Source organism: Pseudomonas sp. GW822-FHT01E03 (genome assembly GCF_058802985.1).
The window spans coordinates 490,059-511,056 of sequence record NZ_JBXAOQ010000001.1; the positions used below are offsets into that span (position 1 = coordinate 490,059).

The window sequence follows — 20,998 nt, forward strand, 5'->3', positions numbered from 1 at the left end:
AATACGTCTTAACCGTAAACTGCCGTTGCACCTGACCATCGCAGGATTGACATGGTTGCCTAAGTCAATAATATAATTGCCAAAAGCAACTATATGGGGTTTTCATGACCGCAACCATCATGGAGCGCGCTGACACAGTCCGCCGCTTTAACCGTTTCTACACCCGGCAGATCGGCGCCCTGCAAGAGCACCTGCTGCAAGCCGAGTTTTCCTTGACCGAGGCACGCATCCTTTATGAATTGGGCGCCAGTGCTGGCCTGAAGAGTTCAGACCTCTGCCATATGCTCGGCCTAGATGCTGGCTACCTCAGCCGCGTCATCGGCGGATTCGAGAAAAAAGGATTGATCAGCAGGACTCGCTCGGCAACCGATGCCCGAGCATCTCAAATCCAGCTCACCGATCCAGGTCGTACCGTGCTGGCCTCGCTGGAGCAAGCCGCTCGTGAAGAAGTCGTGGTGATGCTGCAAGGCTTGCCTGAGCCACAGCAAGAGCAATTGATCCAAGCCATGAGACGGATACAGACGCAACTGGGCGACAGGGATCCCTCCTACCTTCTGCGCGATCCACGAGCGGGTGACATGGGCATTGTCGTTCAGCAGCAAGCTCAACTCTATGCCCGCGAATACGGTTGGAATACGGAGTTCGAAGCGCTGGTGGCGGAAATCGTCGCCAAATACCTTCGTGAGTTCGATCAGTCTTGCGAACGGTGCTGGATCGCGGAAAAAGATGGCATGGTCATCGGTTCGGTCTTTGTCGTCAGACATGATGAGACGACCGCCAAGCTACGGATGCTGTATGTGGATGCGAGTGCCAGAGGCATGGGAATCGGCAATCGGTTGCTGGAAGAGAGTCTCCGATTTGCACGCCATGTGGGCTACAAGAGCATGATCCTCTGGACAACCAGCGTGCTTTCCGATGCCCGAAAGCTATACCAGAAAGCAGGTTTTCAACTGGTCGAAGAAGAACAGGTACACAGCTTCGGAAAAGACCTCGTCAGCCAGACCTGGGCTCGGGACTTGTAGTGGCGTTGACGACACTGAAAGTGTTGGTGTTGCCCACCGTCCGCAATGGGTCGAAACCACACCTCTTTCTACCTGTAATTTTTCGTTGGCTGTGGTTTGACCAACTCCGCATTCCTGATGGCAACGAGGAGGCTCGCTAGCTGTCGCTCGAGCCTCCAGCTGAAGCGACCGACCGACGGGTTCAACGATCGAGCTTAGTAATTTTTGAACCCTGCAGTCCCAGCCCGGCCATTAAGCCCTTTTGATCAAAGATGAACGCATAAACATCAGACTGAGCCGTTGAAGTAGTCAGCGACTTAGCCATGCCTGAATCTACGACCACAATGCTTGGGCCCACGCCGACCTCAAAGCCATTAACATTTTTCAGATCGTTCATCGCTGAATAGGTCATGAAGAACATCACGTAACCAAACTTCTGCGCGCCCGCCTGAAGACCGTATGAGGCTGCAGTGGTCGAGTAGTATCCCGTGACTTTGCCGTTCTCGATCAATTCGCCTTCGCCATGCTGTGCACCGACGATGAGACCCGCTTTCAGCACATCCGGGAAAACGAGGATACCCTTGGCTTTCTGCGCTAAGACACGCGCTTCCGGCGTACTGATATATAAACTCTTTAACGCCGCTTTTGCCTCCTGATCCATCTGAGCGTTCGCAGCCTTCGCACCAGAGGCGGAAGTCGATTGATCCGTTTGGCACCCCGCAACGATCGCGAAGATAGAAACCAATGCCATTATTTGAAGGTGTTTGATCATGAGGAATACTCTTTTTCTACCCCCCCGCCACTGATGAACCTGCGTGACGACAGCCGTTGCTGGTTAACGTCTAACAGGTCCGACCTTTATTGCGTCGTGCTCACAAACAACTGGACTTTAGCCCTGCTAAGCGTTTGGTCAAATACGATGCGATGAACGCTTCGGATCGGCCCAGCAAAACCAAAATAGATCGCAGTGGTTTTAGACAGCTTCCACCCTCTCTCCGGCGTCGTGCCAACGGAACACAATCCACCTATCGCAGTAGTGATGCGCTAGTACATCACTGGTAATCTTCGCGCCACGTTCGCCAAACATTAAGGGATGGGGGCGAAAATAGAAGCCCCGGAGCCGCGAACCTTCGGGGCTTTGCTTTTTCTGCCTGGTGCTACGCTCACCTCATAACCGAGGATCCGCGATGCCTAATTTTGACCTGCTCCCCTCCCTGCTTCTCAAAATCAACGAAAACCAACTCGCCCTCGAAGCCGCCATCCTGGAACTATTCAACTGGGTTGAGCAGCGTGGGTCAGCTGAGGTCGCCGACAACGTACGCGGCGCCTTGGAGGCGATCGACCGGTTGAATCCACAGCCAGAAGCGGACAGTGAGCCTAAGATGATTGCGCGGTTTCATGACGAAACTCGCTGAACCTCGCCGCGTTTGGCTCAAGCGGAAGAGCCAGACTATTGGCAATATACGATACCGTTCGATAGAAGCCCGCCAGCATGAGCACTTCAAGAATCTGATTGTCATCGAGGTACTTTCGGGCGGCCTGAAATTCCGCTTCGGTCAATGTAGCGCGATCGTGCAGGGCATCGATCGTAGCCAGCAGCACCGCTTCTTCTTCCTTCCAGTATTCCGCCCGGAGTGGATGGTCCAGCGTGTGGCCGATATCGTCTCTGGTCAGTCCGGCGCTCTCAGCGAAAGCCATAACGTGCACACCCCACTCATATTCGCATCCAGTACGCGCGCAGACCCTGTTGATGATCAGTTCCCGTTGACGAAGCGTCAGCAGGTTTCCATCCAGCAATGAACCGCCCCTGAACTTGCGCCACGCCCTCTCGCTGCTGGCGATGGTCGTGAACAACAACAGTGGTGGGACACCCTCCCCCATTATTTTGTCGAACGTTGCCTGGAGTTCTTCTGTGTAGGGTTTGCTGAGTGCTTGAATTCGAGCCACGGTGTACCCTCCGCTATCAAATATGTAGCACCAGTATTCGCTACACAATAAGTAGCACACAAGGGCCATAATTATGAGTGATGAGCAAAACTTGGATTCACGAATGCTAGACGGGCGTCGTCCGATCATGGCGCTCCTGGATGTGCTCGGACAAAAATGGGCCTTGCGGATTATCTGGGAGCTTCAGCACGGTTCACTGAGTTCCCGTGCATTGAGAAGCGCGTGTGGCGATATCTCGCCCACCGTTTTGCAAAGCAGAGTCAATGAACTCCGAGAGGCGGGCTTCATCGAGTCAAACGATGGCGGTTATGGACTAACACCACTGGGTAAGGAGCTATCGGACTCGTTCTTACCTCTCTACAGGTTCGCCAATAAATGGGCCAATTCGTAGAGTAAAAATAGCGTTTGATTCTCGGCGAAATGTCCCCTTTGGGTCGGATAGCGACGGTCTAGCATCGACCGTCACTATGGATGATCAGACCTCCGTTTGTTCTGCCATTTCCAGGGCATCATCGACCTCGATTCCCAGGTATCTGACAGTGCTTTCAAGCTTCGTATGACCAAGCAGGAGTTGGACAGCTCTCAGGTTCTTCGTCCTGCGATAGATTAACGATGCCTTGGTTCTCCGTAGCGTGTGGGTACCGTACATGGTTGGATCAAGACCAATGGCTGTCACCCACGCTTTGACTATTCGAGCGTATTGCCTGGTGGAAAGATGGTCTGAGGCGTGCAAGCGGCTCAGGAACAAGAAGTCCTCACTGCGGAGATGGGCCCGATGCATCCAAGCCTCCAGAACCGTTCGGGTTTGCTCAGTGATTTCAAATTGCACTGGGTGCTGAGTTTTCTGCTGCATCACGATGGCTCGTGACGACACATGCTCCCCATGGGCGATGCCTCGGACTCGCAACTTGGTTAAGTCACAGGCACGCAGCTTGCTATCGATGGCCAAGTTGAAGAGCGCCAAATCACGCGTCTTCTCAGCAAGCTGAAGTCTGACCCGGATGGCCCAGATATCTCTGACTCGAAGCGGGGCTTTCTGCCCGACAAGCTTTCCCTTGTTCCAAGGCTGATGGCTGTATCTAGCAATAGTGTTCATGGCTCGTCCTCCAGGTTGAGGGAGGACAAGGGTGGGTCAGTCACAATGGCTGGTGGTCGCTATCCTACCCACAGGTGCCCTTGGCGGAGGGCTGCTAACGCTACACCGGAAACGAAAAAGCCCGCTGTTTAGCGGGCTTTTCGTTTCCGGCGGTGATTACCAGTTCATGGCATACATCTCCGGTCTTGAGTGGGGGTCACTTCAAATGAACTTTCAGCTCTTCGGAAGCCTGCAGCATTGCAGAGCGTACCGCCGGAACCTGGCTGACCACGTTCAGCAAGCCGTAGTCATGGATCATGCCGTTGTAGCGCACCGCAGTGACCGGCACGCCGGCTTGGTCCAGTTTGCGAGCGTAGGCTTCCCCTTCGTCACGCAGCACATCGGCACTCGCGGTCTGGACCAGCGCTGGCGGCAGGCCTTTCAACTGCTCAGTGGTAGCGCGCAGCGGCGAGGCGTAGATCTCGGCACGTTGCTTGGGGTCGGTGGTGTAGTTGTCCCAGAACCACTTCATCATGTTCTTGGTGAGGAAGTGCCCCTCGGCGTACTGGTTGTACGACGCTGTCTCGAAGTTGGCGTCGGTCACTGGCCACAGCAGCACCTGGTACTTAATGGCCGGGGTACCTTTATCCTTGGCCATCAGGCTGACCACGGCTGCCATGTTGCCGCCGACGCTGTTGCCCGCTACCGCCAGGCGCTTACCGTCGACATTGATTTCCTTGCCGTGCTCGGCCACCCATTTGGTTGCCCCGTAGGCCTGGTTGATCGCCGTCGGGTAGTGCGCTTCAGGGGATGGGGTGTAATTGACGAACACCGCCGCCGCCCCGGACCCGACGACCAGATCGCGCACCAGGCGCTCATGGGTCGGGAAGTCGCCGAGCACCCAGCCACCGCCGTGGAAGTACATGAACACAGGCAAGGTCCCCTTCACACCCGCCGGACGCACGATGGTCAAGCTGATGTCCTGGCCGTCGACGGTGATGGTCTTCTCGCTGACATCCGCCTTGGGCAGTGTCAGTTTTACCCCGGCCTGAGCGCCGGTCAGTACCGCACGGGCGTCCTTCGGCGAAAGCTGCTCGATGGGTTTACCACTGCCTGAGTTCAATGCATCGAGGAATGCCTGGGTGTTGTGTTCGACGCCAGAGTCAGCGAATGCGTTACCGATCGACAAGGCAAGGAGCGAGCCGACGAGTGTTTTGGTCAAAACGTTCATTTCATATCTCCTGTTTCTCGTGAGGCGGGAAGTTAGACGGTGACGTGCAGACGGACATCGACGTTGCCACGGGTTGCGTTGGAGTACGGGCACACTTGGTGGGCCGCCTCCACCAACGCTTGTGCATCGGCGTGCTCCAGGCCTGGCAGGTTGATGTTCAGGTCGATATCCAGGCCAAAGCCGCCTGGGATCTGGCCAATGCCGACCCGCGCAGTGATCGAGGCGTCGGCTGGAATGCTGCGTTTGCTCTGGCTGGCGACGAACTTCAGTGCACCGATGAAGCAGGCCGAGTAACCAGCGGCGAACAGTTGCTCAGGGTTGGTGGCATCACCACCGGCACCGCCCAATTCCTTCGGAGTGGCCAGTTTCACGTCGAGGTTCTTGTCGCTGGAGATGGCTCGGCCATCACGACCGCCGGTTGCGGTTGCGACTGCGGTGTAGAGAACTTTCATGGCTTTCCTCACTTTTGAATGTCTTCGAGGGATTCTGTTAGCGATTTAAATGTTTGCGTTATAACAATGTGCAATAAGTTGCCGCTCAATAATTTAGCGCGCAAGATTTATAAAAAATCGTCGATAGCTGTAACAAATTGATTTTCAAGGGGGTTACACCTCAGTCCGCTTGGGCTCGCCCGCGCGTTGATGATGCCTTACCGTCTCAAGCAACGACCGGAATCGGGCAGATTGCTTGTTGCTGCCAAGCCTTCGGTGTCATGCCTTCAGCCTTCACGAATGTACGGCAGAAGTGAGATTGATCGCTGAAGCCGCATTCCTGCGCGATCTCTGTGAGCAACATCGTGGAAGCCTTCAATAACTCTCTGCTCTTCATGACCCGCTGTTCACGCAGCCATCGCTGCGGGGACATCCGGGTGCTTTCCTTGAACCTGCGTGAGAAGTGACTGCGCGACAATGCGCAAGCTTCGGCTAGTTCAGTCACTGAAATGCCGGTATCCAGCCTGTCCAGCATCAGTTGTTTGGCAGTTCTTATCTGCCAGGATTTGAGCTGCCCTGTCGAAGCCAGTGTGAGAGTCGCCAGCACGGTAGATTTGTCCTTGTTCATACACATCCCTTAATCCAGGTAACAGGATGCGAGCGCCTGACTCGAACAGCGCTGGGCACTGGAAATCCCCAAGGGGGCCAGGCCAGGCTCGTTGACTCGGTTCAGTCGACTGCGCACCCTTCGCAAGTCTGTGAACAGCCCCCAGGGCAGGGGCTGGCGATGGCTCAGACAGATGCAGCGACAGGCGCCAGGGTGGGGCCATGCTGAACGCGCTCAGGCGCCTTGTGCACCATGGTGTAGGCGTAGTCGACGCCCATGCCATATGCACCAGAATGTTCCTTTACCAGTTCCATTACGGCGTCGTAGGTGTCGCGGTTCTTCCAGTCCCGTTGCCATTCCAGCAGCACCTGCTGCCAGGTCACCGGTACCACGCCGGCCTGGATCATGCGCTGCATGGCGTAATCGTGGGCTTCTTTGGTGGTGCCGCCGGAGGCATCTGCAACCATATAGATTTCATAGCCGGCATCGTTCATTGCCGACAGGGCGAAGGTGGCATTGCATACCTCGGTCCACAAGCCGGAGACGATGATCTTGTTGCGACCATTTCTCTTGAGTGCGTCGCGTACCTTCTGATCATCCCAGGAATTCATGGAGGTGCGCTCCAGCAGCGGGGCGTCCGGGAACACAGCGAGTAGCTCGGGGTAGGTGTGACCTGAGAAGCTTTCTGTCTCAACCGTGGTGAAGGTAGTGGGGACATTAAAAATCTTCGCTGCCTTGGCCAAGGCAACGGTATTGTTTTTCAGCGTTTGCCGGTCAATGCTCTGAACGCCGAAGGCCATCTGTGGCTGCTGATCGATGAAGATCAGTTGGCTATTCAGCGGAGTCAGGACTTCAGTTTTAGGATTGCTCATTTTTGTTTCCTTTCGGCTTGATGATGTTCAGTCGCACAAGTCTCGGGGCCCGCACCTTGCAGGCATTACCGTAGCCACGAGTGCACTCCTCAGCGTCAGTGCTTGAGGACGAGCAAAAGATAACGAAACAAGGCGCTTTTCGGTGGCGCATTTTTGCGCTCCTGTCGGCTCATTTATGCGCCATAAAATGCGCGATCGCGCTGCTAGCATTCGCCCATCCATTCGGATCAAGCCGGTCCCTCATGTGCAGGAGAATGCAATGGCAGCTTCACAACCGTTCAACAAGCAGACCGCCTACTGGGGCGTTTCCTGGGAGGAGGCGTATGGCTATCCGCAGGCACGGCGGGTAGGAAACGAGATCTACGTATCAGGTCAATTCAACCATGATGAGGCAGGCAATCTGGTAGCCCCGGCGCCGCTGAACGCCGACGGTAAGCCCAGTGATTTCTCTTCGATGGGAGAGCAGATGCGGGTCTCTTACGACAACATTTCGAAGCTGCTCGCCTTGTATGGCGCAACTATGCAAGATGTTGTCGAGGAAACGCTTTATGTGCTGGACATGGACGCTGCGTTCGCGGTGGTCGGCAAAGTGCGCAAGGCGGCCTATGGCACTGAGCGGCCTCAGTGCGCGAGCAATATCATTGGGGTGTCGAGACTTGCCCAGCGTCCGCAGCTGATTGAGATCGTGTGCAAGGCCGTGATTGGCGCCCGAGACATCTGAGCTGCACTCCCGGTTTCGATCTAGGTGACCGGGAGTATCAATTGCCCCTCGACCAAGGGCTTTTGACTGGCCACGGCAGCGGCGCAGAAGGTCATGAATGCTTTGACTCGCCACGATTTTCGAATGTCCTGGTGAGTCAGCAGCCACAACTCATCCTGAAGCTCTGGCACCACCGGGCCGGCGCGTACCAACCCTGGGGTTATGTCGCCCAACATGCAGGGAAGGAATCCAAATCCCAGACCCGCCGCGATTGCAGCGCTTGCTGCTGCAACAGAATCGGTGCGGTACGCTATGCGCTCAGCAGCGACTCTGCTTTCGACATAGCTTGTCGCCTTCAAACCGCAGAGCGCTGCGGAGTATGACACCCATGCCTGGCCCTCTTCGAAAAGGGGCAAGGCAGTCATCTGCTTGGCGCAGCAGTAAGGTGCCCAGGCAATGTTCGCCAGTTTACGGCCCACCAAGCTTTCTGCAGGTTTTCTCGTCGCTCGAATCGCGATATCCGATTCATCCCGGGCGAGGCTAAGGGTTTCATTGCCCACCAGCACCTCGATGGAGATCCCCTCGTTCAGGGCCTTGAAGTCCGCGATGATGGGGGTGAAGAAGTACAGCAGCAGCGAGTCGCTGGTGGTAATTCGAAGTTTCCCGAGGGGGCCTTGGCCTGAACGTGAAACACGCCGCGTGACGCTGACGATATCCAGCTCCACTCGCTCGGCGAGTGCTCGCAATTCAGCACCCTCGGCGGTGAGCAGATACCCTGATTTGCGGTGATCGAACAGCGCGATGCCGAGCGTTCGCTCAACTTGAGCAACTCGGCGCGAAACGGTGGATACATTGATGCCAAGCTTCTTGGCCGTAGCCGAACGATTGCCGCAATCACTGAGCGTCTTGATGATGCGCAAGTCGTCCCACGAGAGCTGATTGACAGCCTCGCCTACGTCCCACTTCGTCCCATCAGGGGCAGCCGGGGCTTTTCCAGTTGGCGATTTCACACAGTTCGTTCCAGATGCAAAGGCGCTGATGATACGAGAAGGGGTTGGGTGAAGCAGCCACATTGTTCCGGCGATTGGTTGAAAACTGTTATGCCGACTGGCTGCAATGGGTCGGTTTCAGCCCCTCACGACAGGCAGTTATCGGCCAAAAATGGCCGGTGGTCGTTGCATTACGATTGTCACCGGCGTTTGGCTAAGCTTAATAAATCAGGGCGAACTGAAGCCTTGAGTAATAGCGGCCATCAACGGATCTGGATTGGCATCAAGGCGACACTCCCAAGGGAGACGACTATGTATGCGGTTATAAGAACCTACCTGGGTACTGGAGCAAAGCAGCTTTTCGAGTTGTTGGAAGAGCGCAATGCCGACGTCGAAGCGACCCTGCGGACAGTGCCTGGCCTCGTCAGCTACACACTGTTGAATACGGGTGATGGTGGTACAGCGGTGACTGTTTGCACGGACAAGGCCGGCAGCGATGCGAGCCTGAAAGTCGCGCGTGACTGGATTCAGAAAAATGCATCGAATATCCGCGCGAACCCGCCGATCGTGACGGAAGGTCCAGTCATTGTGCAGATTAGCTAGCGACCGGTCCGCAGGATGGTGAGTGCTATACTTTTTTCAAATTGCACCGGGTGTGCAACGTTCCCCAAAGTACAGCTGCCAAGTGCTGCCGGACAGAGGAGGTCTGCAGCAAACCCGAGATGGGAGGTGTGGCATGAACCGACACTATTACATCAGTGACAATCTCAACGATCTTGAAAACGTTGAATATGAATTGGAAGCCAGCGGCATCAATTCCGAACAGATTCATGTACTCAGTGAAAAAGTTGCTGATGTAGAAGAACATCACCTCCACGAGATCAGCTCGCTGATGGAACAGGATGCTGTTCACTCTGGTGAGATTGGTGCGGTGATCGGCGTGCCACTCGCAGCGCTGGTCCTGGGTGGCGCCTATTGGATGGGCTGGACCGAATCCGCCGCAGGCTGGATGCCCTTTATCTTCCTTGCCATTGTTGTATTGGGCTTCTGCATCTGGGAAGGCGGTTTTTTTGGGTTCCAGGTGCCGAACACTCACTTCCGTAATTTCAAGCAGGCAGTAAAAGAAGGCAAACATATCTTCTTCGTGGATGTTGAACCGAATCAGGAATCGGTACTGGACCAGGTCATCAAACAGCATCCGAAGCTGAAGATCGCCGGCACGGGAACGGCAGCCCCCCACTGGACAGTGGCCTGGCAGCACAAATGGCATCAGTTCAAGCGAGTGATATCGGGTTAGCGCCTGGGGACTCAAGGCCATCCGAAAGCTGCTTGCCTACTGGCCAAAGAAAATGCCCCTGCTGAGGAAAATATAGTCTGCCTCGGAGGCCATCAGCCCGATAAGCACCAGTAAACACAAAGGTGGCACCAATATGGCGTAGACCAATGCCAGGCGCTCCCATGCCATATGCATGAAGATGGAGACAATCAAACCTGCCTTCAACAACATGAAAGTGATGATCAGGGACCACCGAAGGTAGCCATGGAAGTGGAAATAGTCGACAAGGTACGACAGCGTGCTGAGGACGAATAACAGTCCCCAGATTTTAAGGTACAAACTGATTGGATGTTGCTGACCCTGAGCATGTGCCATCACCCGTGCTCCTCTACCATAAATAGAAGAATGCAAAAATAAATACCCACACCAGATCCACGAAGTGCCAGTAAAGCCCGGCTATCTCGACGTTCTGATAGTTGCCGGAACGCTCATAATCTCCGCGCCATACCTTCAGCGCCACAATGCTGAGGTAGAGGGCGCCGATTGATACATGCAGTCCGTGAAAACCGGTAATCATGAAAAAGCTGGCGCCAAATTGCGCCGCTCCCATGGGGTTCCCCCAGGGACGCACCCCTTCTGCGATGAGCTTGCTCCATTCAAATGCCTGCATGCCGACGAAAGTCACACCCAAGGCAGCAGTCGCCAGCATCAGGGTCGCGGTTTTCGCGCGATTACGGCGATAGGCGAAATTGACGGCCATGGCCATGGTGCCGCTGCTACTGATCAGCACAAAGGTCATGATGGCGATCAGAATAAGCGGGATTTCCTTGCCGCCGATCGTCAATGCGAACACTTCACTGGGGTTCGGCCAGGCGCTGGTGATGGTCATGCGTACCGACATGTATCCGGTCAGAAAACAGGTGAATATAAACGTGTCGCTGAGCAGGAATATCCACATCATCGCCTTGCCCCAGGGCACCTGCTTGAAGGCCTCTTTATCCGAGGACCAATCGCTGGCGATGCCCTGCCATCCCGGTGCAGGCGGCGAACCTGGTGGGTTGGATGAACTGGATTCGACTTGGGCTTGTGGGTGCAATGCCATGACTGTTTACCTCAGGCCGCAGAATCTGGCGATGGCTTCATAGGTTTGCGGCGTGCTGGCCAGCAGCGCGAAAAGCACGAACCAAAGGCCCAGCAAGTAATGCCAATAGATGGCACAGAGCTCTACGCTGGCGCCAAGTTGCGCCAGTGGCACATGACGCAGAAATCTGGCGACGATCCAGCACCAGGCGATCAGCCCGCCCAGCAGGTGGAGCCCATGCAGGCCGGTCAACAGGTAGAAGAAACTGTTGGCCGGATTGCTGGCGACAAAGTAGCCCCAGGCGACAAACTGCTGCCAGACCCAGAGTTGCCCCGCCAGAAAGGCAATGGCAAACACACCCCCCAATGCAAAACCAATGACCGTTGCGCCCAGCCGAGCCTTTCGGGCGGCCATACGCGACCATTGCAGTGCGATGCAACTCAATACCAGAAAAGCCGAATTCAGCCAGAGCGGCCGGAGATTGTCTAACGGCGCCAAAGGCTCTGTCAGGGGTAGCCAGTCGGCCATTTGAGAACGGGCAATAAAGGCGATCAGGAAGAGGAAGAATAACGAACTCACCACCACCAGAAACAAGCGCAGGCCTACCCTTGCGGTTTGCCTTCTATCGGCATCCTCGGCGGCCTGCATATCCTCAGGGTCGCGACTCCAGCTGCCGCCGGGATCAGCGCCGTCGGCGTTTCTCAATAGCAGCCTGTTCATGTCTTGATGTCCGCCTTGGTTCCGGCACTGAGTTGCCGCATCTGCTCCAGCTCCTCGGCAGAGACCGTTTGCGGCACGAAATCCTGCTCAATGCCCGGCACACTGTAGTCATAGGCCCAGCGATGCACGACCGGCAACTTCGCGCCCCAGTTACCGTGTTTCGGCGGGGTGTCCGGCGTTTGCCATTCCAGGCTGGCCGCCCCCCAGGGATTACTGCCTGCGGGCTTGCCCTTGAATGCACTCCAGGCCAGGTTGAACAGGAACAGCAACTGGGAAACGCCGACAGTCAATGCGATCACCGTAATGAAGGCATTCAAGTCTTGCGCGGACTGCGGGATGAACGCGTAGTTTTCATAGGCGTAGTAGCGACGTGGCATGCCCTGGAAACCCAAGTAGTGCATGGGGAAGAAAATGGCGTAGGTGCCCAGAAAGGTTATCCAGAAATGCAACTTGCCCAGGGTGTCGTTCAACATGCGCCCGGTGACTTTCGGGTACCAGTGATAAATGCCGCCGAACACCACCAGTACCGGGGCTACCCCCATGACCATATGAAAATGGGCCACGACGAAATAGGTGTCCGAGAGCGGGATGTCCACGATCACATTGCCGAGAAACAACCCGGTCAGACCGCCGACCAGGAAGGTGACGATAAAGGCCAGGGCAAACAGCATCGGCACCGTCAGGTGGATGTCGCCGCGCCACAGGGTCAGTACCCAGTTATAGACTTTCAGCGCCGTCGGCACCGCGATGATCAAGGTGGTGACTGCGAAGAAAAAGCCAAAGTACGGGTTCATTCCGCTGACATACATGTGGTGCGCCCAGACCACAAAACTGAGTACGCCAATCGCAATAATGGCCCACACCATCATTCGGTAGCCGAAGATATTTTTACGCGCATGGGTACTGATCAAGTCGGAGACCAGACCAAACGCAGGGAGAGCGACGATGTAGACCTCCGGGTGGCCGAAGAACCAGAACAGGTGCTGGAACAATATCGGGCTGCCGCCCTGGTGATCGAGCTGCTGCCCCAGCGAGATCATCGCCGGCATGAAGAAGCTGGTGCCCAACAGCTTGTCGAACAACATCATGACCGCACTGACAAACAACGCCGGGAAGGCCAGCAAGGCCATGATCGAGGCCATGAAGATGCCCCATACCGAGAGCGGCATGCGAAACAAGGTCATGCCGTGCGTGCGCGCCTGCAACACCGTGGTGACGTAGTTCAACCCGCCCATGGTGGCGGCGACAATAAAAATCGCCAGTGAGACGAGCATCAGGACAATGCCCCACTCGACCCCCGGTGTCCCCTGGGTAATGGACTGTGGCGGATAGAGCGTCCAGCCCGAACCTGTGGGGCCGCCAGGGACAAAAAAACTGCTGAGCAACACCAGTACCGCCACCAGGTAGAACCAGTAGCTGAGCATGTTGACATAGGGGAAGACCATGTCGCGGGCGCCCACCATCAGCGGGATCAGATAGTTGCCGAAACCACCCAGAAACAAGGCTGTGAGCAAGTAAATGACCATGATCATGCCGTGCATGGTCATCGCCTGATAGTAAGTACTGGCGTCCATGAACGCCAAACTGCCGGGGAAACCTATCTGCATGCGCATCAAGCTGGACAACACCAGAGCGATAAGACCCACGAAGATGGCCGTCACGGAATATTGAATGGCTATGACCTTGTGGTCCTGACTCCAGATATATTTGGTCAGGAAACTCTTGGGCTCGTGCAGTGCTTCTGTCTCGGCTTGCTCCGCATAGGCCATCACGTCATCCTCCTGCCGAAGTTTCAGTGCATTCCTGGCTGTTTTACGGCTACTTCCCTGGCTCCGCCTTGCTCGCATCAGCGTCAGCATTCGCTTTGGATTTGATAAAAGCGATCAGTGCATTGAGCTCCTCGTCACTCGGAGCCAGGGCCGGCATGACGGCTGCATAGCCCTTGACGATTTTGGCATTGGGATGCAGAACCGATTCTTTGATATAGCCCTCGTCGACCTTTACGCTCGTATCGTCGGCAAGGGTTTGCGTCTTGCCATACAGGCCCTGCCAGCTGGGGCCGACGCCCTTGTTGCCATCGACACTGTGGCAGGCCAGACAGCCGAGCGAGCCGGCCAGTCGCTGCCCCTGCGCCACCAGGTCTTCACCCGGGCTCGACGCTTCGCCGGTCGAAGGTTCATCGTCTTGCCCCGCAGCACCCAGTGACTTGATCAGGGCGATGACAGCGCCCATTTCATCGTCTTTGAGAGTATAGGCCACCATCACCGGCGGGTAGCCCTGTACCAGCCGGGCCTTCGGATCGAGAATCGACTCTTTCAGGTAGGCCTCGTCGACCACCGCACTGGTGCCATCGGCAAACTGTTCAGTGCGGCCGTACAGCCCCTTCCATCCCGGGCCGAGACTGGCACTGCCATCCTGGCTATGGCAGGCCTTGCAGCCGAGCTGTTCGACCAACTGGCGGCCTTTTTCCAGCACGCTGTCGCGACCGGGTTTGGCAGTTGTCGTCAATGTCTGCGCAAAAGTCGGCTGGCCGTTGAGCCATTGATCGAAGACGCCCTGCTCTTCCACGATCATATGGCCGCGCATGTTGTAATGACCTACACCACAAAATTCAGCGCAAAGGACTTCGTATTTTCCGGTTTTAGTTGGCGTAAACCAAAAGTACGACACCATTCCTGGCACCATATCCATCTTGCTGCGAATTTGCGGTACATAGAAATCGTGCAGGACATCTTTAGCGCGCAACAAGACTTTCACCGGCCGGTCGAGCGGAAGGCGAACTTCATTATTCATTACAAGCACATCGTCTTGCCCTGCAGGATCCTTGGGATCAAGGCCGAAGGGATTGGCGGCATCAATAAACCTGATATCCGATTTGCCCAGCTTTGCGTCCTGGCCGGGAAAACGAAAGGCCCACTGCCACTGTTGGGCGACCACTTCAAGTTCGTAAGCCTCTTTCGGTACCCGGATGAAGTCGTTGTAGACAACAAGGCCTGGCGCCAGCATCCCGGCAATACCTACCGACGTAATGATAATTAACCACAGTTCCAGCTTTTTATTTTCTGGCTGGTAGGCCGCCCTGGCGCCCTCCTTGTGACGATACCGCATCACCGCGAGCGCCATGAACATCGTGATGGCAATGAAAAATATTCCGCTAATGATCAGGGTGATGAACAGGGTGGTGTCTATGGAACCCCAGTTGGAAGCTGCCGGTGTCGCGTGCCAAGGCGCCAGTATGTGGAATAGCACTGATGCAATAACGATTAGTATCAGGACAATTGCTATTGCCATTTCCTCTTCATCCTATTCCTGTTGTTCATTGGTTATGCAAAAGCATCGCCTCTGACGTCCAAGCAGGGCAGACAAATACCACCCATCGGGGCGGCAAAGTCAGTAAGAAGTATAGAGCCCATCGGGTTGTACGTGAGGTTGGCAAGCGAGGCCCGGCGACCGGCTATACTGAATGTCTGATGACGGGCAGCAGGGTCGGCCAGAAGCGGCGCCAAAAATCGAACCCTGCCCTTGTGCAGTCATCCAACATAAGTGATGGCATCGAGCAGGAACGATAGATACAGATTCCAGCAATCCACATGGGAGGTTTCGTCATGAGTGCCCTGACGATCGAAGGTTGGTGCAAAACCAGCGGCGCCCAAAAATCCACCCCGATGGGGGAAGTTCATTTCTACGTCGACGGCCCTCTGCACCTCCGTCTGGAGCAGGCCGAAGAGCACTTGCAGAAGACCCACGAGCCGGAAGCCATGGTCGATGTCGATATGGACTCGATGGATCTGATCATGCCCGAGGGATACGCCCCCTTGTCCGACTGTCAGATGCGTGTCTATTTGCACCACGAACGCGGACAGTTCCATCTGGTTGGACACCGGGCGAGTGACGGCAGTTTGATCTACACCAATGCGGTGTTGATAGATCAGCTGCTTGAGTAGCGGTTACGTGATTCTCGGCATCGATGTTTCTCCGCGGGTAATGTGCGGTGCCGAAAACTCACTCGTCTATTAAACAGAATTCAGTGTGTTGCTTCGACCGGTTGAAACCACAGTTAGAAGCAGCCCTCTCGCCCCGTTGAATCCACCTCGCCTCAGGGACAAGTAGCCCCTACCAAAAACGATCGGTTAAACAGGGCCGCTACTCTCTCCAAAAATGGGGTACTACACCCACCCAACCAGGCGTTTACCACCAACTTTGAGGAATATTCCCCCCTCCCCCCTTTCTCTCGCTTGAAACCCCTCGCAAACAGCTTGTTAATTAATTTGAGTTTTTTCTTCGCCCTATTGAAATGGCTCATTAGTTGCACCACCCCTGGTACCCGCAACAGCTGTCGTCCCGGACATCATGGAGACGGCGGGGCTCGCCGGATTCGGCATGACGCGAGGGGTAGGAAATGAAACGCGCGACACCATGCGGTTCCATCGCCTTACTGCCCAAGTCAAGCCTGTGGTGCGTGTTCCACGCAAAAGTGAGGATGAGTGATGGCTTCCACTGATAGATCAATTGCTCGAATCACGAAACGGCCGATGGCCCTTTATAAGCAGCTGGCCGAGTTGGGCCTGATTTTTATCGCGTTGGTGATGACGCTGGCGTTGTCCGCTGTACTGGCGATGGAATTGACCCTTGGAGTGTTCTGACGAGTTATTGCTCATGCGACGAGCGCCCGTTTTACCAGGCACCCATGTAAAGAAAGCGGTTATGGGAGGTGTGTCATGTGGAATCAGCCTCTGATGATTGTGGCGATCTACCTTGCCATCACCCTCTGCATCGGCTGGTTGTGGTCCGTTACTATCCTGTATTGGCTTTGATGCAATGGAAAAAGTGAATCACCACCTGATTTTATGAACACACATGGCCGGCAGCCATGTGTCGGTCAGGGGAATCGAAGGTCAGCCGGTCAGATGGTCCATGGGGGCGCGGGGGTAAACTTTGACTCGATCCATTGTTTGAACGCGACGACCACGGCACCCGGAAACTTGGCTGATGGCCTGACCAGGTAGACCCCACCGGCGGTATCCAATTGCCAGTCAGGAAGGACCTGCAACAGTCCCCCGGCAGCAATATCACGACTCATCAACCAGTCACCTGCCCCCAGTATTCCCGCATCGGCGCAGGCCGCCGCAAGTAATGATTCGCTGTCATTGGCCGTCAGGTTTCCTTTGGGAGAAACCGTCTGCAGTTCATTGCCGCGATGGAGTCTCCACTGAGGAAAAGACGCAAGGCCACTGAAGCGAAGGCAATTGTGCCTGATCAGGTCCTGTGGCGTTTCGGGCATGCCGTGCTTTGTGATGTAAGCAGGCGAGGCACACAGTATCCGGCGATGGTCACTCAGTTTTTTGGCTATCAGCCGGCTGTCGTCCAACTCTCCGATTCGGATCGCCGCGTCAAAACCTTCATCGATGATGTCGACCAGACGCTCGCTGTAGTCAGCGATGATCGAGACATGCGGATGAGCCTTGAGAAACTCCGGCAGCATCGGGCCAAGCCAACGTCTGCCCATGGCTGCCGGCAATGCAAGGCGCAAAGTACCGCGGATTTCGCTGGCGCCCTCGGACGCTTGCTGCTGCGCTTCATTCATCAATTCGATGGCTGAGCGAAGCCGTTGCTCCAGCCTGGCACCTGTTTCAGTAATTCGAACCTGGCGGGTGGAGCGCTCCACAAGCCGAACGCCAAGGCGCTTTTCCATTGCGGCGAGTCGTTTCGAAACGACGGTTGGGTGTCGCTGCAATAGCCGGCCTGCCCCGACAAACGAGCCTTGCGAGGCCACGGCCAGAAACGCAGCGATTTCGTCGCTGTGCTGATTGTTCAGAACATCAAGATTCATGGTTTTAGAATGATCGCCCCCGATGAACGCCCCGACTCCAGGTCCGCATGCGCCAATGCTGCGTCCGCCAGAGAGTAACTTGCCCGGACCGAAGGTTTGATAATACCTGCACCTATGGTGGCCAACACATCCTGCGCTCGTTCCTGGTACTCAGAGACACTCGCCGTATGGGCTGCCAACGAAGGACGTGTCAGGAACAGCGAGCCTTTGGTATTGAGTGTCGACAGTTCTACGGCTGACGGCGCACCTGATGAGGCTCCGAACGATACCATCAGGCCTCGTGGTCGCAAGCTATCCAGGGATGCCTGGAAAGAAACACGCCCAATCGGGTCATAGACGACGTCGACCATTTTACCCTTGGTGATACGAGCGACCCGGGAAGCCAGGCTGTGCGCATCGAACACCAGGACTTCATCGCATCCCGACGCCAGAGCTTTCTCGACACTGGCCTGCTTTGAAACCACACCGATCACGATGGCACCCAAGTGTCTGGCCCACGGCACCATGATTTCCCCCAGCCCTCCGGCCACACCGTAGAGGAGAATGGTTGTACCGGGCCCCACAGGATAGGTGGCTTTCAACAGGTACTGCGCAGTGATGCCCTTGAACATGACGGCTGCTGCATCGTCAAATGACAGCGAATCCGGAATTCTGACCAGCCGCTCTGCCGGATAAAGCCGGGCCGAAGCATAGGAACCCAAGGGGCCGGTGGCATAGGCGACGCGATCCCCTACTCGCACGTTGCTGACACCCACACCCACAGCGGCGACACGCCCCGCGCCTTCCAGCCCAACTCCAGATGGCAAAGCAATCGGCACCGCCCCTTTTCGTTGGCTAACGTCGAGAAAGTTGACACCTACAGCCTCTTGCTCAAGCCATACCTCACCCTGGCCGGGCGCTTGTTCGCTCAGTGTCTCCAGGTTCAGTACTTCAGGGTTGCCGAACTGGATAAACCGGATCGCAGATACCATGGTCATCTCTCCTTCAGTCAGAAGCCGTTATCAAATGAGTGACCTCAGTGTGATAACTGACCTACTGATGAACAAGACTGGTTTATTGCAGGACATTAATGCACCTGTTGCAGCAATATAATCATGGGTAGCACGCTTTACTACGTGGAGCATGTTGGTTTCATTGTGATTTTGGAGATGCCAAAGATTGCCTCCGAGAGTCCTCCATGGGTCGGATATAGCCCTCGGTGACAGGCAGAAATCGGCCAATACCCGACGCATGACAATCGGTCATGACATGTCATGACCTCCTTGAAAAACGGACTTTTTCCAGCAAATACGGGGGTTAAAGGACGAACGGTCGAGAGGCGTCAAGCGTGGGGAATTGCCGGGAGTTTGCAGCCACTACAGGCTTTTCAGGCAGGCGCGTTCGTCGCGGTCAAGTGAACTTCACTTTCACCACGTGTCACATTAAGTCCTTGTCAAGCGAACTTCAGTGGAGGTACAGCCTTATGAGCATGGCCACGATTGTCAGTGCCGTGATTTCCAGTCTCGCACCCAGTGTCTTTGACCAGAGCAGCCTGCAAGAACCCGGCGCGCATGTTTCAGCCGTCGAATACCACTACGGGATGGACATCGATGTGAAACGGGTACTGCAGCGCACCGATACATCCGACAAGACCGGCGTGGTACCGGTGACCCTGGTCTACGAAGACAGCGAGGGCGAGGTTCACAAGATCCGTTTCCTCGAATGGGGTGGAAGCCCCGCCGACCCTACCAGCATTGCCTGATTCGCTCGTCGATCGGGTTCCGGGCCTCACCGCCCCCCAGAAGCGGAAGTTAAACCTCCCATGCACTCAGTGCGATTGAGGTTTTTGGTTACCTGAAAATGGACATGATCGAATGACTAAAAGTTCATTCGAGAAACTCACTATTATCTTGCTGGCGTAATGTCGCAAGATTAACTGATAACAATTGCTGGATCTAAATGGCAGTCAGCAACGGTAAATTCCAATCAAGCCGTGCCGAGAGCCAAGTTGATTCACTATTGAAGCCAAGAGGTCACCATGGAACTTAGTATGTTTTCTTCGTCCACCGTGGAATATGTGCGTTTGGGCGTTGTATATTTTCATCTTATCGCCTGCTGTGTGGCAATCGGGCTGGTCTTGACCAGCGACATTGCAATGGTCAAGCAACTCCTGAAGGGAGATGCGTCAGGCCACCACGATGACGCGCACATGGAAAGCCTTCAGAAAACCGTAGTGCTTGCACTTGTAGCGCTCTGGATTACGGGCATTGGTATTGTCGGGATCGATTATGCCGGCAAGGGGATGGAATATTTCCTCAATCCAAAACTGCAAGCCAAAATCGGCATAGTAGTGCTGTTGACCTTTAACGGCATCCTGTTGCATAGCGCTGTATTGCCGGCACTGAAAAAAGCCGGTTCGTTACTCAAGCTCTCCTTCAGCCTGCGCATGCTGGCGCTGTTTTCCGGCGCCCTCTCTGGCGTGTCATGGTTCTATGCCGCCATGCTGGGTATTGGTCGTCCGCTGGCCTGGAAGTACTCGCTGGTGGAGTTGCTGGCAGCCTATCCGGTACTCATCGTCGGTGGTTTCGGGGCGATGGTACTGCTCACCGCCTGGGCAAAAGACAGAGACACCGAAGCGCGTTTGGAGCAAGACACCAGGCCCCTGGGAAACGCCGCCCTGGCTGGATGGTGAAGTCAGGTTGAACAAGGAAGTTCAGCTTTAGCCAATAAAATCCGTTGTTAGCCGTTCGCAAAATTTGAGTTGAGCGCCTGACCGGAAAAGTCTCCCCGCCGGGCGACGATAGTGAAATCTCAATTACCCGCAGTAGTCATGGAAACAGGCATCTATCGCTTACCCTTCATGCAGACTACGGACAGATATGCACCCCAAAGAACACCACATAGGGCAAGTATCAGCTCCGGATTGAAAACACTCTGATCGACCGGCGCCACCAGGATTTCGCTATAAAGACACATGGCGCCCGCGATCAACGCAAAAAAGTAGCCTGTCCGGTTTCTAGTCCGGCGCAGCAACAGAACCTTTTTCAGACCCTCGTCTTTCCATTCCTGTCGGGGTATGAGTTGGATCTCCTCCAGCAGCACCACTCCCCACAGCAATGCGCATAACCAATAACCTATCATCATGATGCCCTCCAGTTTGAACATTGATTCAACATGAATGCAGCGTGCACTCCGCGCTCAACTTGCGAGTATCAATTCCGGAGTCTTTTCTGACTCGTGAAACTTGCTCTCATGCATA

General features: G+C 55.3%; 25 protein-coding genes. 9 read left to right on the top strand and 16 right to left on the bottom strand.

Annotation, left to right across the window (positions count from 1 at the left end):
• The first annotated feature begins 104 nt into the window (after window positions 1–104).
• Window positions 105–1,022, top strand: a complete 918-nt coding sequence (locus AC1RP7_RS02130; RefSeq protein ID WP_057715322.1) for a bifunctional helix-turn-helix transcriptional regulator/GNAT family N-acetyltransferase — start codon at window positions 105–107, stop codon at window positions 1,020–1,022.
• A gap of 181 nt (window positions 1,023–1,203) precedes the next feature.
• On the opposite strand, the gene AC1RP7_RS02135 is transcribed toward AC1RP7_RS02130, so the two are convergent.
• The gene (locus tag AC1RP7_RS02135; RefSeq protein WP_057715323.1) at window positions 1,204–1,773 is read right to left on the bottom strand and encodes a lipid-binding SYLF domain-containing protein; all 570 of its coding nucleotides are present in this window, start codon (window positions 1,771–1,773) and stop codon (window positions 1,204–1,206) included.
• 415 nt (window positions 1,774–2,188) lie between these two features.
• Here AC1RP7_RS02135 and AC1RP7_RS02140 point away from each other — a divergent pair, with 415 nt between their 5' ends.
• On the top strand, window positions 2,189–2,416 hold the full coding sequence (locus AC1RP7_RS02140) for a hypothetical protein (RefSeq protein WP_492588108.1): 228 nt from the start codon (window positions 2,189–2,191) through the stop codon (window positions 2,414–2,416).
• On the opposite strand, the gene AC1RP7_RS02145 is transcribed toward AC1RP7_RS02140, so the two are convergent.
• Window positions 2,379–2,948, bottom strand: a complete 570-nt coding sequence (locus AC1RP7_RS02145) for a carboxymuconolactone decarboxylase family protein (protein WP_057716630.1) — start codon at window positions 2,946–2,948, stop codon at window positions 2,379–2,381. The genes AC1RP7_RS02140 and AC1RP7_RS02145 overlap by 38 nt on opposite strands.
• Window positions 2,949–3,075: 127 nt before the next feature.
• On the opposite strand from AC1RP7_RS02145, the gene AC1RP7_RS02150 reads away from it, so the two are divergent.
• Complete coding sequence (locus AC1RP7_RS02150) at window positions 3,076–3,339, top strand: winged helix-turn-helix transcriptional regulator (protein ID WP_223507869.1); 264 nt, start codon at window positions 3,076–3,078, stop codon at window positions 3,337–3,339.
• Between the two features lie 84 nt (window positions 3,340–3,423).
• On the opposite strand, the gene AC1RP7_RS02155 is transcribed toward AC1RP7_RS02150, so the two are convergent.
• The 5 genes from AC1RP7_RS02155 to AC1RP7_RS02175 form a co-directional block, all read right to left on the bottom strand.
• Window positions 3,424–4,044 (bottom strand): tyrosine-type recombinase/integrase, encoded by a 621-nt coding sequence (locus AC1RP7_RS02155; protein ID WP_493182366.1) that lies wholly within the window; start codon window positions 4,042–4,044, stop codon window positions 3,424–3,426.
• 196 nt (window positions 4,045–4,240) lie between these two features.
• The gene (locus AC1RP7_RS02160; RefSeq protein WP_340315743.1) at window positions 4,241–5,254 is read right to left on the bottom strand and encodes an alpha/beta hydrolase; all 1,014 of its coding nucleotides are present in this window, start codon (window positions 5,252–5,254) and stop codon (window positions 4,241–4,243) included.
• Window positions 5,255–5,286: 32 nt separating this feature from the next.
• Window positions 5,287–5,706, bottom strand: a complete 420-nt coding sequence (locus AC1RP7_RS02165) for an organic hydroperoxide resistance protein (protein WP_057715327.1) — start codon at window positions 5,704–5,706, stop codon at window positions 5,287–5,289.
• A 205-nt stretch (window positions 5,707–5,911) separates the two neighbouring features.
• Window positions 5,912–6,313, bottom strand: coding sequence for a helix-turn-helix domain-containing protein (locus tag AC1RP7_RS02170; protein WP_057716631.1), 402 nt, complete (start codon window positions 6,311–6,313; stop codon window positions 5,912–5,914).
• 164 nt (window positions 6,314–6,477) lie between these two features.
• The gene (locus AC1RP7_RS02175; RefSeq protein ID WP_008020170.1) at window positions 6,478–7,164 is read right to left on the bottom strand and encodes a hydrolase; all 687 of its coding nucleotides are present in this window, start codon (window positions 7,162–7,164) and stop codon (window positions 6,478–6,480) included.
• A 259-nt stretch (window positions 7,165–7,423) separates the two neighbouring features.
• On the opposite strand from AC1RP7_RS02175, the gene AC1RP7_RS02180 reads away from it, so the two are divergent.
• Window positions 7,424–7,885 carry a RidA family protein gene (locus AC1RP7_RS02180; protein ID WP_008020169.1) on the top strand — a complete coding sequence of 154 codons (462 nt, stop codon included), beginning with the start codon at window positions 7,424–7,426 and terminating at the stop codon, window positions 7,883–7,885.
• 20 nt (window positions 7,886–7,905) lie between these two features.
• Here the strand turns inward: AC1RP7_RS02180 and AC1RP7_RS02185 are convergent, their stop codons facing one another.
• Window positions 7,906–8,874 carry a LysR family transcriptional regulator gene (locus AC1RP7_RS02185; protein WP_492588105.1) on the bottom strand — a complete coding sequence of 323 codons (969 nt, stop codon included), beginning with the start codon at window positions 8,872–8,874 and terminating at the stop codon, window positions 7,906–7,908.
• A 291-nt stretch (window positions 8,875–9,165) separates the two neighbouring features.
• Between AC1RP7_RS02185 and AC1RP7_RS02190 the strand changes: the two genes are divergently transcribed.
• The gene (locus AC1RP7_RS02190) at window positions 9,166–9,456 is read left to right on the top strand and encodes a hypothetical protein (protein WP_493182368.1); all 291 of its coding nucleotides are present in this window, start codon (window positions 9,166–9,168) and stop codon (window positions 9,454–9,456) included.
• A gap of 133 nt (window positions 9,457–9,589) precedes the next feature.
• Window positions 9,590–10,150, top strand: a complete 561-nt coding sequence (locus tag AC1RP7_RS02195) for a hypothetical protein (protein ID WP_057715331.1) — start codon at window positions 9,590–9,592, stop codon at window positions 10,148–10,150.
• 36 nt (window positions 10,151–10,186) lie between these two features.
• Here AC1RP7_RS02195 and AC1RP7_RS02200 read toward each other — a convergent pair whose 3' ends face one another.
• Genes AC1RP7_RS02200 through AC1RP7_RS02220 form a run of 5 tightly spaced genes read right to left on the bottom strand, consistent with a single transcriptional unit; the run spans window position 10,187 to window position 15,221 of the window.
• Window positions 10,187–10,504, bottom strand: a complete 318-nt coding sequence (locus AC1RP7_RS02200; protein ID WP_057715332.1) for a cytochrome C oxidase subunit IV family protein — start codon at window positions 10,502–10,504, stop codon at window positions 10,187–10,189.
• 13 nt (window positions 10,505–10,517) lie between these two features.
• Window positions 10,518–11,231: a heme-copper oxidase subunit III family protein gene (locus tag AC1RP7_RS02205; protein WP_218498406.1), complete on the bottom strand. Its 714-nt coding sequence runs from the start codon at window positions 11,229–11,231 to the stop codon at window positions 10,518–10,520.
• Between the two features lie 6 nt (window positions 11,232–11,237).
• Entirely contained in the window at window positions 11,238–11,930 is a 693-nt protein-coding gene (locus AC1RP7_RS02210; RefSeq protein WP_090454861.1) for a cytochrome c oxidase subunit 3, read from the bottom strand.
• Window positions 11,927–13,699 carry a cytochrome c oxidase subunit I gene (ctaD, locus tag AC1RP7_RS02215; RefSeq protein WP_218498432.1) on the bottom strand — a complete coding sequence of 591 codons (1,773 nt, stop codon included), beginning with the start codon at window positions 13,697–13,699 and terminating at the stop codon, window positions 11,927–11,929. Before ctaD ends, AC1RP7_RS02210 begins: the two co-directional genes overlap by 4 nt.
• Window positions 13,700–13,748: 49 nt before the next feature.
• Window positions 13,749–15,221: a c-type cytochrome gene (locus tag AC1RP7_RS02220; RefSeq protein WP_493182370.1), complete on the bottom strand. Its 1,473-nt coding sequence runs from the start codon at window positions 15,219–15,221 to the stop codon at window positions 13,749–13,751.
• 314 nt (window positions 15,222–15,535) lie between these two features.
• On the opposite strand from AC1RP7_RS02220, the gene AC1RP7_RS02225 reads away from it, so the two are divergent.
• Window positions 15,536–15,874 carry a hypothetical protein gene (locus tag AC1RP7_RS02225; protein WP_057716632.1) on the top strand — a complete coding sequence of 113 codons (339 nt, stop codon included), beginning with the start codon at window positions 15,536–15,538 and terminating at the stop codon, window positions 15,872–15,874.
• Between the two features lie 959 nt (window positions 15,875–16,833).
• On the opposite strand, the gene AC1RP7_RS02230 is transcribed toward AC1RP7_RS02225, so the two are convergent.
• Both AC1RP7_RS02230 and AC1RP7_RS02235 read right to left on the bottom strand, forming a co-directional pair.
• The gene (locus AC1RP7_RS02230; RefSeq protein WP_090454858.1) at window positions 16,834–17,760 is read right to left on the bottom strand and encodes a LysR family transcriptional regulator; all 927 of its coding nucleotides are present in this window, start codon (window positions 17,758–17,760) and stop codon (window positions 16,834–16,836) included.
• On the bottom strand, window positions 17,757–18,731 hold the full coding sequence (locus AC1RP7_RS02235; RefSeq protein WP_493182372.1) for a quinone oxidoreductase family protein: 975 nt from the start codon (window positions 18,729–18,731) through the stop codon (window positions 17,757–17,759). Before AC1RP7_RS02235 ends, AC1RP7_RS02230 begins: the two co-directional genes overlap by 4 nt.
• Before the next feature lie 491 nt (window positions 18,732–19,222).
• Here AC1RP7_RS02235 and AC1RP7_RS02240 point away from each other — a divergent pair, with 491 nt between their 5' ends.
• Both AC1RP7_RS02240 and AC1RP7_RS02245 read left to right on the top strand, forming a co-directional pair.
• Window positions 19,223–19,501, top strand: coding sequence for a DUF2790 domain-containing protein (locus AC1RP7_RS02240; RefSeq protein ID WP_057715339.1), 279 nt, complete (start codon window positions 19,223–19,225; stop codon window positions 19,499–19,501).
• A 276-nt stretch (window positions 19,502–19,777) separates the two neighbouring features.
• Window positions 19,778–20,431: a hypothetical protein gene (locus tag AC1RP7_RS02245; RefSeq protein WP_057715340.1), complete on the top strand. Its 654-nt coding sequence runs from the start codon at window positions 19,778–19,780 to the stop codon at window positions 20,429–20,431.
• A gap of 152 nt (window positions 20,432–20,583) precedes the next feature.
• Here AC1RP7_RS02245 and AC1RP7_RS02250 read toward each other — a convergent pair whose 3' ends face one another.
• Window positions 20,584–20,883 (bottom strand): hypothetical protein, encoded by a 300-nt coding sequence (locus tag AC1RP7_RS02250; RefSeq protein ID WP_057716633.1) that lies wholly within the window; start codon window positions 20,881–20,883, stop codon window positions 20,584–20,586.
• Between the last annotated feature and the right edge of the window lie 115 nt (window positions 20,884–20,998).